Origin of the sequence: Paeniclostridium hominis (assembly GCF_014306135.1) — a bacterium.
Taxonomy (GTDB): Bacteria; Bacillota; Clostridia; order Peptostreptococcales; family Peptostreptococcaceae; genus Paraclostridium; species Paraclostridium hominis.
On sequence record NZ_JACRWD010000004.1, the window covers coordinates 56767 to 71354 of the forward strand.

A 14588-nucleotide genomic window follows, 5' to 3' on the forward strand; every position below is an offset into this window, starting at 1 on the left:
TTATATTAAAAACTCTGAGTTAATACTCAGAGTTTTTTTGTGTATAATAAAATAATATTTTAAAAATTCTAAATTTCAATTTTTATGTAGATATATTTAAGGACTAGGTATATAATGTATTTTATTATAAATATAAGTATAATAATATAAGTGTATGCAATACGTAATTTAATATTAAGATGGAGAGGAGAAGATAAAGTAGATGAAAGATATTATTTCAAATATAAAAAAGTCGATAAATAAATTGAATCCATCTCAAATAATGGTTATTGGATTTGCCTCTGTAATATTAATAGGAGCAATTTTATTATCCTTACCTATTGCGACTAAAACAGGAGAGAGCATACCTTTTGTAGATGCTCTATTTACATCTACATCAGCTGTTTGTGTAACGGGACTTGTAGTAGTAGACACAGCTACATATTGGAATTTATTTGGACAAATTATAATAATTATTTTAATTCAAGTTGGTGGTTTAGGGTTTATGACCATAACCACATTATTTGCATTAATAACTAAGAAAAGAATAAATCTTAGAGAAAGACTTCTTATACAAGAAGCTTTAAATCAGATAGATTTATCTGGGTTAGTTAAATTAACTAGATATGTGTTATTGATGACTTTTATTATAGAAGGAATAGGAGCATTAACACTATCTACTGTTTTCATACCAGAGTTTGGAATAATCAAAGGAACGTGGTATAGTATTTTCCACTCTATATCCGCATTTTGTAATGCAGGATTTGACCTTATGGGTACTGTAAGTGGTCCATTTACATCTTTAACTAGATATGTAAATAATGTGACTATAAGTCTTACCATATCAGTACTTATAATACTTGGAGGGATAGGATTCCCTGTAATTTTAGATGTAGTAAAGAATAAAAGGATTTCTAAATTAAATATACACTCAAAGATTGTATTAATAACTACATCTGTACTACTATTAGTAGGTACATTACTTATATTATTTATAGAGTATTCTAATGATAAGACTTTAGGTAATCTTTCGTTAAAAGGGAAGTTATTAGGAGCATTTTTCCAATCTGTTACTCCGAGAACTGCTGGATTTAATACAGTAGACTTAGGTGCAATGAATCAAGGTAGTTTATTTATAATGATTATATTAATGTTTATAGGAGGATCTCCGTGTTCAACAGGAGGTGGAACAAAAACAACTACACTTGCGACAATAATACTTTCAGTAAGAAGCTTTATATTTGAAAAAGAAGATATAGAAGTTTTTGAAAGAAAAGTAGGATTAGCTACGGTAAGAAAAGCTATAGCTATATTTTTTATAGGTATATCAGTAGTTATTGCAGGTATTATATTAATAAACATAACTCAAGATTCATTTGATTTAATAGAATCTGCATTTGAAGTAGTTTCAGCATTCGCAACAGTAGGATCAAGTATAGGTGGAAGTCCTAACTTAAATATATTTGGTAAAATCATAATTATGATGTATATGTTTATGGGAAGAGTTGGATTTTTAACTATATTTATGGCACTAATATACAACCGCAATACAAAAAAACAAGTTATAAGATACCCAGAGGGTAAAATTATAGTAGGATAAAAGATTAGGAGAGATCAGATATGAAACAATATATAGTAATAGGGTGTGGAAGATTCGGATCATCAGTAGCAACAACAATGCATTTATTAGGACATCAAGTAATGGCTATAGATAAAAATGATGATGCAGTTCAAGCTCTAGCTGAGAAAGTAACACATGCAGCAATAGTTGATGTTACAGATGAACAAGCTTTAAGAGCATTAGGAATGGGAAATTTTGATGTGGCAATAATAGCAATAGGTTCTGATATAAGAGCGTCTATAATGGCTACTTTAATAGCTAAAGAAATGGGTGTAGAACAAATTGTGTGTAAAGCTAAAGATGAATTACAAGCAAAAGTTTTATATAAAATAGGTGCAGATAGAGTCGTATTTCCAGAAAGAGATATGGGGGTTAGAGTTGCACACAATTTAGTATCAAATAATATACTAGATCATATAGAATTAGACCCAGATTACTCTATAGTAGAAATTGTAACTCCTAAAGAATGGGAAGGTAAAACTTTAATAGAACTAGACCTTAGAGCAAAATATGAAATAACTGTTTTAGCTATAAAAAGTGGTAAAAGCATAAATGTAACTCCATCTCCAGAAGAACAATTAAAATCTGGTAGTATATTAGTTGTTATAGGTCAAAATAGCAAAATAAGTACAATAACATCAGATACAGACTTTACATTTAGGAGAAAATAAATATGATAACATCTATAATAAGCAAAGATAATGAAAAAGTTAAGTTGACTAAATCTCTCTTAAAAAGCAAAAATAGATTAAAAGAATCTAAATTTTTAATAGAAGGATTTAGAATATTAACTCAAGCTATAGATTGTAAAGCTGACTTAAAATATGTTTTTATAAATGAGAACTTCGAGGATAAAAAAGAACATGTAGAATTTTTAAAAGTGTTACAATCTAATAATATAAAAATATATAAAACTACAAATAAAATATTTAGTGATTTTGTAGATACAGAAAATACTCAAGGCATAGTTGGAGTAGTTGGAATTAAAGAAAGAAAAATTGAAGAAATTTTAGATGATAGTTGTAAGTTCGTATTAATATTAGATAGAATACAAGATCCTGGAAATATGGGAACTATAATAAGAACAGCAGATGCAGCTGGAGTAGATGCTATAATCAATTTAAAAGGATGTGTAGATATATATAATAGTAAAGTTACTAGATCTACAATGGGATCTATATTTGATATGAAGATAATAAATATGACTCAAGATGATGCATTAAAAGAATTAAAACTTAGAAATTTTGATATAGTATCTAGTTATCTAAATACAGATAATTTCTATGATAAAGTAGATTACAAGTGTAAAACTGCGCTTGTTATAGGAAATGAAGCTAATGGAGTTAATGATGAACTTATAAAAAACTCAGATACTTTAGTTAAGATACCTATATATGGAAAGGCTGAATCTTTAAATGCAGCTATAAGTTCGGCGATATTAATGTATGAGATTAAAAAATATATGATATAATAGAGCTATATTGAAAAAATATGATAAATATGATATAATCTACAATTAAAAGTTATATATTTTAAATACAATGAAAGAGAAAAGTATTTTAATAAAACTTAGTACAGAGATAAGTACCTAGGCTGAAAGTACTTTCTAAGCTATTAAAAGAAGTTCCCTCTGGAGTATCATAGCTGAAAATAAAGTAGGTTATGACGTTATAAAACGCGTTAAGTTTTTCGAGTGGTTTGCATAGTTTATTTAAATAAGGCAAACTACTAGGGTGGTACCGCGAAATAATAGCCTTTCGTCCCTAGATAGGGATGAAGGGCTTTTTTTATATGAAAAATTAAATTGAAAGGGTGACTATAGTGCAAGAAAAATTACTTAATTTACAAGAAACAGCATTAAGTGAAATAAAAGACATGCAAAGTATAGAACAAGTAGAGTCTTTAAGAGTTAAGTACTTAGGAAAAAAAGGTGAAATAACAGCTATATTAAAAGAAATGGGTAAATTATCAGCTGAGGAAAGACCTGTAATAGGAAAGGTTGCTAATGAAGTTAGAGAAGCAATAAACGATGCTATAAGTGCTAAAAAAGAAGAATTAAAAAATATTGAAAAACAAAGAAAATTAGCTGAAGAAGTTTTAGATGTAACTATGCCAGCTAAAGAGTTTAGAGTAGGTAAAAAACATCCTATATCTAAAATAACAGATGAAATAAGTGAGATATTTATAGGAATGGGATTCTCTATAGCTGAAGGTCCAGAAGTTGAAACAGTTGCAAATAACTTTGATGCATTAAATGCACCAAAAGACCATCCATCAAGAGATATGAGTGATACTTTCTATATAAATGAAGAATTATTACTTAGAACTCAAACTTCTCCAGTTCAAGTTAGAACTATGAAAAATGAAGAGTTACCAATAAAAATAATATCTCCAGGTAGATGCTTCAGATTTGATGCTCCAGATGCAACACATTCACCAATGTTCCATCAAATAGAAGGGCTTGTAGTTGGTAAAGATGTTACAATGGCTCAATTAAAAGGAACTTTAGATATGTTTGTTAAAAAGCTATTTGGAGAAAATACAAAAACTAAATTTAGACCACATAACTTCCCATTCACAGAGCCAAGTGCAGAAGTAGATGTTACTTGCTTTAAGTGTGGAGGCGAAGGATGTCCAATGTGTAAAGGTGAAGGATGGATAGAAATACTAGGTGCTGGTATGGTACATCCAAATGTGCTTAGAAACTGTGGAATAGACCCAGAAGTTTACAGCGGATTTGCTTTTGGTATGGGACTTGATAGAATAACAATGCTTAAGTATGAAATAGATGATATAAGATTATTATTCGAAAATGATATGAGATTTTTAAATCAATTTTAATTAGGAGGAATTAATATGTTAGTACCTTTAAAATGGCTTAGAGACTACGTTGATATAGATAGAGAAACTCAAGAATTCGCTGATATGATGACTATGACAGGGTCAAAAGTTGAGAAAGTAGAATTCTTTGGAAAAGAAACTAATGGAGTTGAAGTATGTAAAATACTTGAAATAGAACAACATCCAGATGCAGATAGATTAAAAGTTACTAAAGTTGAAGTTGCTGATGGTCAAATACTTCAAATAGTAACAAATGCAACAAATATAAATGTTGGAGATTTTGTTCCTGTTGCTAGAATAGGTGCAGTATTACCTGGTGATTTTAAAATAAAAAAAGGTAAGTTAAGAGGAGTTTTATCAGAAGGAATGTTCTGTGGAGCTGAAGAATTAACTATACCTTCTCAGTATGTTGAAGAACATAAAAAAGATGGAATATATATACTAGATCATCAAGATTCATTCGAATTAGGTATGGATGTAAGAGAAGTTTTAGGTATAAATGATGCTTTAATAGAGTTTGAAATAACTTCAAATAGACCAGACTGTAGATCAATATTAGGAATAGCTAGAGAAGCTGCTGTTACTTTAGGAAAGGAATTAAAATTCCCAGAAATAAAAGTAAATGGTTCAGATGAAGAAATGAGCTTTGAAATAGATGTTCAGACTGATTTATGTAAAAGATATTGTGGAAAAGTTGTAAAAGATGTTAAGGTAGGTCCTTCTCCATATTGGATGCAAAGAAGACTTATAGAAGCAGGAATGAGACCAATAAACAATATAGTGGATATAACAAACTATGTTATGTTAGAATTAGGTCAACCTTTACATGCTTTTGATTTAGATGATATAAAATATAATAAAATGACAGTGAAATTAGCTCAAGAAGGTGAAAAGTTTACAACTTTAGATGGTGTTGAAAGAACATTAACATCAGATATGCTTGTTATAGGAAATAAAGACAAAACTTTAGACTTAGCTGGTATAATGGGCGGAGAAAACTCAGAAGTAAAAGATACAACTACATCTATATTCTTAGAAGGTGCAAGCTTTGCTAAAGAAAATATAAGAGCTACATCTAAAAAATTAAGTTTAAGAACAGAAGCATCATCTAGATTTGAAAAAGGAATAGATATAAACTTAACAGAAGTTGCTGTAAATAGAGCATGCCAATTAATAGAAGAATTAGGTTGTGGTAGAGTTCTTAACGGTATGTTAGATTATTATCCTAAAAAAGAAGAAATACAAAAAATAACAGTTAACCCAGAAAGAATAAACAAGTTATTAGGTGTTAATGTAGCGATGGACCAATTTTTAAACATATTAGAGAGATTAGAGTTTAAATGCAACTTAATATCTTCTGATAAGTTAGAATTAGAAGTTCCAAGCTTCAGATTAGATATAACTGAAGATGCAGATATATTAGAAGAAATAGCTAGAATATACGGATATGATAATATACCATCAGCTACATTAGAAGGAAATGCTACAGCTGGTGTTAAAACAGAAAAACAAAAATTCATAGATGATATAAAATTCAACTCTATAGCTGTAGGTTTAAATGAAATATTAACATATTCATTTGTAAGCCCTAGAGGAGTAGATAAAATAAACTTAGCTCAAGACGATGAAAGAAGAGATTTTGTTAAGATAATAAATCCATTAGGTGAAGAAACTTCTGTTATGAGAACTACTTTAATACCTAATATGATAGATGTAATATCAACAAACTTATCTCATAAAGTTGAGGAAGCTTATGCTTTTGAGTGTGGAAACACATTTAAACCACAAGAAGGATTACCTGTAGAAACAAAGAAAATGTCTATAGGAATGTATGGAAAAGATGTAGATTTCTTCACATTAAAAGGTGCTGTTGAAACTATATTAAACAACGTTGGATTTAAAGGTTATGAAATTGAACCTGAAACTAAAAATTTAACATTCCACCCTGGAAGATGTGCTAAATTAGTGTATAATAATATATGTATAGGTACTTTTGGAGAACTACATCCAGATGTATTAGAAAACTACGATTTAAATCAAAGAGTTTACATTGCTGAAATAAATGTAGATTTAGTATTTGAGAACTTAAACAATGCGAAAGTTTATAATCCATTACCTAAATATCCATCAACTACTAGAGATATAGCTTTATTAGTTAAAGATGAAGTATTTGTTAAGCAAATAGAAGATATAATAAAAGCAAATGGAGAAGATATATTAGAAAGTTATCAATTATTCGATGTTTATAAAGGTGCTCAAATAGAAGAAGGACATAAATCTATAGCATACTCAATAACATATAGAAGTAAAGATAAAACTTTAACTGATGAAGAAGTAGCTAAAGTTCATGATAAAATAGTAAGTGAACTAAGTGAAAAATTAAATGCAAATTTAAGATCAAACTAATTACGTAACAAATGTAGGGGGGGTTAGGATGAATAAAGTTACAGTAAAGATACATGGATCTGAATATCCTATGGTGTCTGAGAAATCTAAAGATTATATGATAAAAATAGCTCACTATGTAGATGAAGAAATGACTAGAATTTCAGAATCAAATTCATTACTTAGTACATCTCAAGTAGCCATATTATCAGCTTTAACTGTTACAGACTTATTATTTGAATGCTCAGAAGAAAATGATAAGTTAACTAAAGAAAATGAAGAGTTAGTTAAAAAAGCAGAAAAGCCTAACCAAGAAGTTCAACTAGAGATGAGAAAATTAAAGTTAGAACTTAATAAAAAGGTTGAAGAACTTGGAACAAAACAAACTGAGATAGATTCTTTAAAGTCAGAACTAGAAAATAAATCAAATGACTTAGAAGAAATGAATCCTCTGAAAAAAGAAATAGAGGAACTTAAAAATAGTTTAGCTGAAGCAAATGAAAAAACTGAAATAGCTGAAAAGCTAGCATCAGATTTTCAAAATAAATTATATGACTTACAATTAAAAAATATTGAGTTAGAACAAGAGTTAAATTATATAAAAGCTTCTGGTAAATTATTAAAATAATAGAATACTTTAAAAAACCTTCAGGAAAACTAACCTGAAGGTTTTAGTTTTTAATGACTTAAGGAGGTAGTTATGAATACAGAATTACTAGCACCTGTAGGTAGTTTTGATGCATTAAAAGCTGCAGTACAAAATGGAGCAAATGCAGTTTACCTAGGTGGAAAAGAATTTAGTGCTAGAGCCTCTGCTAATAACTTTGACAGAGAAGAGTTAAAAGAAGCTGTTAGATATGCTCATATAAGAGATGTAAGAGTATTTGTAACAGCAAATACACTTATAAAACAAAATGAAATAGAAGATTTTTTAGAATATATAAAATATCTATATGATATAGATATTGATGCAGTTATACTTCAAGATATAGGAATGGCAAAGTTAATAAAATCTATGCTTCCTGATTTTGAATTACATGCAAGTACTCAAATGGTAGCACATTCTCTTGAAGACACTTTATATCTTCAAAACCTTGGATTTGATAGAGTAGTTTTAGCAAGGGAACTTAATATTGATGAAATAGAATATATATGCAAAAACTCTGATGTTGATATTGAAATATTTGTTCATGGAGCGCTATGTGTATGCTATTCAGGGCAATGTTTAATGAGTAGTATGATTGGAAATAGATCAGGTAATAGAGGTAGATGTGCACAGCCATGTAGACAAAAGTATGAATTAATAGATATAAACTCAGGACAAACTATAAATACAGAAGGTGATTATTTATTAAGCCCTAGAGATTTAAATACAATAGAAGAGATAGATAGAATAATTGATGCAGGCGTACATTCTCTTAAAATTGAAGGAAGAATGAAAAGACCTGAATATGTAGCTACAGTTATAAGCAGTTATAGACAGACGATAGATGAATATATAAATAAAAATAAAGTAAATGTATCTAATGATACAATGAATAATTTATATACTATATTTAATAGAAAGTTTACTAAAGGATATTTATTAGGTGAAGTTGGAGAAGATGTAATGAACTCAAATAGACCTAATAATGTAGGGCTTTATATTGGAAAAGTATTGGATTATAATAGAAAAGCTAAAAGACTTAAGATAATGTTAGAAAATACACTTAAAAAAGGTGATGGAATAAACTTAGGTGGAGGTACTATAGGAAGAATTATAAAAGCTAATAACCAAATTAGCGACAGGGGAGAAAGAGGAGAACTTATAGAATTAGATTTTATAGGTGATGCAAAAAGAGGTCAAATAGTATATAAAACATCAGATAGTGATCTTTTAAATACAGTTAAAAAGACTTTCGAAGAAGATATTGAAAATATAAAGATACCTGTAGATGCTAAAATAGAGTTAAAACTTGGTGAAATGCCATTGTTAAGTTTAAAAGATAAAAATGGGAACATTATATCAGTTAGATCAGATAAAGTTGTAGAAAAAGCTATAAAAGTGTCTTTAGGCAAAGAAAAAGTAATATCTCAAATAAGCAAATTAGGTAATACACCATATTTTATAAATGATATAGAAGTAGATATTGATGAAAATATAAGTTTACCTATAAGTATACTTAATCAATTAAGAAGAGATGCTATAGATAAATTGAGTAATGAAAGAATATCTATAAAGAAAAGAGTTTATAAAAATCAAACTCTAATATATACTCCTAAATCTGTAATTAGAGACAAAGATATAAAGCTTAGAGTAAAAGTTAAAAATATAGATCAATTAAAATCTGTATTAAAATATGATATAGATACAGTTTATTATGAAGATATAAATACTTTAGATGAAGCTATTGAAATTTCTAATAGTAAAGTAAAAATAATATATTCGCCACCAAGAATACTTAGAAATAAAGATTACAAAATTTTAGATAAATTAAAAAATGATAGCAAATTATCAGTACAAGCAGAAAATTTAGGTTGCGTTAGTTTATTTAAAGAAAATGAATTATATATAGATACTTATTTAAATTCATTTAATAGTGAAACAATAAATCATTATAAATCTGAAGGTGCAAAGACAGTGTGTATTTCTCAAGAGCTAAACTTAACAGAAATTAAAGATATGTTAAGATACACAGATATCGATATAGAAAGCATTGTTTATGGATATACTCCTCTTATGATTAGTGAATACTGTCCTATGGGAGTTTTAGTTAGAAATTGTAAAAAAGATAAAAGATGTGCTATATGTAATAAGAGTATGTATGCATTAAAAGATTCTAAAGATGAGATATATAGATTATCACAAGATATATTCTGTAGGACAAGTATATATAATTCAAAACCTATATGTATGTTAGAAGATTTAAATGAACTAAAAAATTCATATATAAACATATTTAGATTAGATTTCACACTTGAAGATAACGATCAAATAGAAAATATAATAGAAGCATATCTAGAAACTATAGAAAATAATTTTATTATGGGAAGTAAGTCTAGAAAGTTATTTAATAATTTAGATAAGGTAGGTACTACAACTGGGCACTACTATAAAGGTGTTGAATAAATTATAATTAATATAGTATATAAGCTTAAAAAATTATGCTTATATACTATATTTTTTTGTAATTACTTTATTAAATATAGTAAACTTGAAAAAATGAAATAAATATCATATAATTTCTTTAGAAAAAATTTAGATTTATATATTAATTTTCTTTAGAAATTATTTTTACAATTAATGTAGATATACTAATTAGATTTTAATATTTTACAAAAAGATAAATAATAAAATGCTTTTATACATAAAATGTAAATAAAACAAAGCATAGAGTATTAAATTTTCTCTATGCTTTATTTTATTTAATTAATGAATAGTTTTACGTAGAAATTTGTAAAATATAAAAAATGATGTACATATAATTTATAACTTACAATTATGTAAGTGGATTTTATAAATTAAATTTTATAGAATTATATAAAATAAGGTATAATATAAGGTATTGAGAAAGTAAAAAAATGTAAAAATATATATGAAAATGTATAAAAATAGTTTTTAGGTGAAAAATTATAAGGAGGGATTTGTTAAATGAATAAGCATAAATTGCTAAAATGGATAAAAATAATTTTTGCCTTAGCAATTTTCATTATAGTAATGAAAGAATTTAAAAATATATTTACATCTTTTGATATTGAAGTATTTAAAAGATATGCAGATAAATTAACTATATGGAATATGCTAATTATAGCTATTTTAGGTATGGTTTCTTATCTACCATTAAGTTTTTATGATTTTATACTTAAAAAAAGGGTTGGAATAAAATTAAGTAATATTAAACTATATAAATACTCATGGATAGCGAGTTCTATAGCTAGTATAGCTGGATTTGGAGGTAGTACAGCTATAGCTTTAAAAACTAATTTCTATAAAGACCATGTTAAAGATACGAAGCTATTAGTAAAAGAGATATCTAAAATAGTAGCATTAAACTTAACAGGGTTTTCTATGGTTTGTTTTGTTTATGTAATAACAAATTTTAGTAGTTTAAGAATAAATGAGTTTGTAAGTATAATGACAGTCTTAATAAGTACTTATTTTCCTATTTTATCAATATATTTAGTAGTTAAATATGTTAAATCAACTCAAGAAGAAAAAGTAGATTTAATAGATGCTGTTAAAATAATGATTATATCAGCTTTAGAGTGGGCTACTACTATATTCTTAATTTATAGTATAATGAGGATTTTAGGAGAACCAGTTCCAATTTCTAAATTCTTGCCTATATTTGTAGTAGCGATAGTGGCAGCTATTGTAAGTATGGCACCTGGGGGAATAGGTTCATTTGATATAACTCTTTTATTAGGTTTACAAGCTTTAAATATCTCATCTGAGAAAGTATTACTAGCAATATTTTTATATCGTGTGTCTTACTATATAATACCATTGGCTATAGGGCTGATATTATATGGACAAGAATACTTTATAAATCTAGATGAAGATGTAAAAGATATAATAACAACAATCTTATCTAAGATTGCACATATAGGTATTATGTTACTAGTTTTAATATCAGGAGTAACTTTATTAATATCAGAAGCAACTCCAGACTTAGCTAGAAAATTTAATATTGTAAATAAATTTTCGTATTTTTCTATAGTTCATATTCCACAGAGAATATCTATAATAATAGGATTTTTATTAATAGCAATATCTAGAATAATGAGTTATAAGTCAAAAGGAATATACAAAATAACTTTAGGATTAATAATTGGAGCTGTATTATTAACTTTAGTTATAGATCCTAATTACTATAGAAGTATATATCTAGTCATAGTTGCAATACTTATATGGGTTAGTAAAAAACAATTCTATCGAGAAAGTTTTGTAATGAGATGGGGAGTATTTTTACAGGATATAATCTTGTTACTATCTTTCCAAATTTTATATATATACACAGTATATGCGAATTTAAGTGGTAAAATAGGAAAACTTCCTATTGCTAACTATAAAATTCAATCTATTAAACATTATGGAGCATCATTATTAGGATTTAGTATAAGTGGATTTATAATAGCTATATTTTTAATATGGATATTATATAAAATAAATAACGATAATGATTTTCCTCGCAAGAAGTTAGAAGAATGTGAAGATCAGGTTAAAGAAATAATCGAGAAGTTTGGTGGATCACCAGTAATACATTATGTATATTTACATGATAAATATGTATATATAAATGAATCTAAAGATGTATTATTACAATATCAAATATCGGCAGATAAAATTGTAATACTTGGAAATCCTGTAGGTAATAAAGAAAAAATATTTGAAACTATACAAGAATTTTATAATTTAGCTGATAAGTATGGATATGTTCCAGTATTTTGTGCAATAGATAAAACTATGATGCCAAATTTACATGAAACAGGATATGAATTCTTAAAGCTAGGAGAAGATGCTTTAGTAGATTTAACGAAGTTTACTTTAGAAGGAAGAAAAATGAAAAGTGTAAGAAATGCACTATCTAGAGTAGAAAAAGAAGGTTATAGCTTTGAGATTGTAAAACCACCTTTTACAGATGAGTTTTTAAATGAGCTAAAATCAGTTTCAGATGAATGGCTATCAGGTAGGCAAGAAAAGGGATTTTATATAGGCTTTTTTGATAAAGAATATTTAAGTAGACAGCCTATTGCTATAGTTAAGAATAAAGATAATGAAATAAAAGGTTTTAGTAACTTAATGCCTATGTACGATAATAAAAAGACACTATCTATAGATTTAATGAGATTCTCTCATGACACTTGTAACGGTATAATGGATTTTATATTTGTAAATCTGTTTAAATGGGGTCAAGAAGAGGGTTATTCTAGATTTAATATGGGTATGGCACCATTATCTAATGTAGGTAGATCTAAATACTCATTCTTATCAGAAAAAGTAGCATCACAGATATATTCACATGGACAAAACTTTTATTCTTTTAAAGGATTAAAGAGATTTAAAGAAAAATATTGTGATATATGGGAAGGTAAGTATATGGCATATAGAAAGAAAACATCTATACTTACAACAGCTTTACAAATCATAATAGTAGCTGAAAAACCAATAGATAAAATAAAGTAAATAAAAACTCCTCTGATTAGAGGAGTTTTTTATTTATTATTTTATAGATTTTAATACTTCTAATAAGTATTTCCAAGTATTTTCAGTTGAAGATATACTTAAATGTTCATTTGGAGTATGCACATCATACATATTAGGTCCAAATGATATAGCTTCAGCATTAGGTATTTTGTCTAGTAATAAACCACACTCAAGACCTGCATGTAAAGCCATTATTATAGGTTCTTTTCCAGTAAGGTTTTTATAAGCTTCTATACATACTTTCTCTAAATTAGAATCTTTAGCATATTCCCAAGCTGGATAGTCACTTATTAATTCAAGGTTTCCGCCAAGTTCAGTTACTAAAAGTTCCATTCTAGCTGTTATATCTTCTTTAAGAGATTTTACAGAACTTCTAACTGCACATTCAAAAGTAACTGTAGAATCTGTAGTTCTAAGAACCCCTAAGTTAGTTGAACTTTCAACTAAGTTTTCTATATCCATGCTCATAGTTTGTATACCATTAGGTATTAAATTAAGCATTTTTATAACCTTATCTTTAGAAGCTGAATTAAGAATTAATTCAGGAGTAGCAGTTTCAGAACATGCTATTTCAAGTCCTGGGTCAGAAGTTCTTAATTCATGTTTAAATATATTAGTTATATCTTTTAACTGAGTTGTAAATGCATCTATTTGATCGTTATTAACCATTATTACACAATCGGCTTCACGAGGGATAGCGTTATTTTTTGAACCGCCTTCAACCTTAGCGATATCAAAATCAACATTTAATAAATTTAAAAGTCTTCCTAATATCTTATTAGCATTACCTCTTTGTTTTATTATATCCATACCAGAGTGTCCACCTAATAATCCTTTTATCTCTAAAAGATAAGCTTTTTTATTAGCTTCTGGTTTTACAAATTCAACAGGTAAAGTTGATAGGGCAGTTACACCACCAGCACAACTTACTAAAAGGTAACCTTCTTCTTCAGAATCTAAGTTTAGTATATATTTACCTTTTACTAAGCTTCCATCTAATGCCATAGCACCAGTCATTCCAGCTTCTTCATCTACAGTTACAAGAAGTTCTAAAGCAGGGTGAGCTATATCATTAGAAGCAAGTATTGCAAGTCCCATAGCAACAGCTATACCATTGTCAGCACCTAAAGTTGTATCAGTTGCATATACATAATCTCCATCTATTCTTAGTTTTATTGGGTCTTTCATAAAGTCATGATTTGTACTTTTATTTTTTTCACATACCATATCCATGTGACCTTGAAGTACTACACCAGGTGCATTTTCATATCCAGGAGTTGCTGGCTTTCTGATTATTATATTTAAACTCTCATCTTGTATAGTTTCTAAGCCTAAGCTTTCACCAAAGTTACGTAAGTAATCACTTATACCTTTTTCATTTTTTGATCCTCTTGGTATTTGAGAGATCTCTTCAAAATACTTAAAAACTAAACTAGGTTGTAAATCATTTAAAACTCTGTTCATAAAAAACATCTCCTTAATAAAAATTAAATTAGATTAAATTATATTACAAAATAGTATTGATTATGTATAATATATAAATAGTATAGTACAAATTTACATAAAATACACTTA

The 14588-nt window shown here is 27.5% G+C and carries 9 protein-coding genes and 1 other annotated feature; of the genes, 8 read left to right on the plus strand and 1 reads right to left on the minus strand.

What is annotated here, in order from left to right:
- Positions 1-202: 202 nt before the first annotated feature.
- The 8 genes from H8891_RS10855 (at position 203) to mprF (ending at position 12992) form a co-directional block, all read left to right on the plus strand.
- Positions 203-1579, plus strand: coding sequence for a TrkH family potassium uptake protein (locus H8891_RS10855; protein WP_147547053.1), 1377 nt, complete (start codon positions 203-205; stop codon positions 1577-1579).
- A gap of 20 nt (positions 1580-1599) precedes the next feature.
- A complete protein-coding gene (locus H8891_RS10860) occupies positions 1600-2271 on the plus strand; it encodes a potassium channel family protein (RefSeq protein ID WP_147547055.1) in 672 nt (223 codons plus the stop codon).
- Positions 2272-2273: 2 nt separating this feature from the next.
- Positions 2274-3071, plus strand: coding sequence for a TrmH family RNA methyltransferase (locus H8891_RS10865; RefSeq protein ID WP_187006469.1), 798 nt, complete (start codon positions 2274-2276; stop codon positions 3069-3071).
- 61 nt (positions 3072-3132) lie between these two features.
- Positions 3133-3368, plus strand: a binding site (T-box leader).
- 53 nt (positions 3369-3421) lie between these two features.
- The gene (pheS, locus tag H8891_RS10870; RefSeq protein WP_147547059.1) at positions 3422-4441 is read left to right on the plus strand and encodes a phenylalanine--tRNA ligase subunit alpha; all 1020 of its coding nucleotides are present in this window, start codon (positions 3422-3424) and stop codon (positions 4439-4441) included.
- Positions 4442-4456: 15 nt separating this feature from the next.
- A complete protein-coding gene (gene pheT, locus H8891_RS10875; RefSeq protein WP_187006470.1) occupies positions 4457-6847 on the plus strand; it encodes a phenylalanine--tRNA ligase subunit beta in 2391 nt (796 codons plus the stop codon).
- Between the two features lie 28 nt (positions 6848-6875).
- Positions 6876-7454: a cell division protein ZapA gene (gene zapA / locus H8891_RS10880; RefSeq protein ID WP_187006471.1), complete on the plus strand. Its 579-nt coding sequence runs from the start codon at positions 6876-6878 to the stop codon at positions 7452-7454.
- Between the two features lie 72 nt (positions 7455-7526).
- A complete protein-coding gene (locus H8891_RS10885; protein ID WP_187006472.1) occupies positions 7527-9935 on the plus strand; it encodes a DUF3656 domain-containing U32 family peptidase in 2409 nt (802 codons plus the stop codon).
- 522 nt (positions 9936-10457) lie between these two features.
- Positions 10458-12992, plus strand: coding sequence for a bifunctional lysylphosphatidylglycerol flippase/synthetase MprF (gene mprF, locus H8891_RS10890; RefSeq protein WP_187006473.1), 2535 nt, complete (start codon positions 10458-10460; stop codon positions 12990-12992).
- 36 nt (positions 12993-13028) lie between these two features.
- Here mprF and H8891_RS10895 read toward each other — a convergent pair whose 3' ends face one another.
- Positions 13029-14477, minus strand: a complete 1449-nt coding sequence (locus H8891_RS10895) for an aminoacyl-histidine dipeptidase (RefSeq protein ID WP_187006474.1) — start codon at positions 14475-14477, stop codon at positions 13029-13031.
- Positions 14478-14588 lie beyond the last annotated feature (111 nt).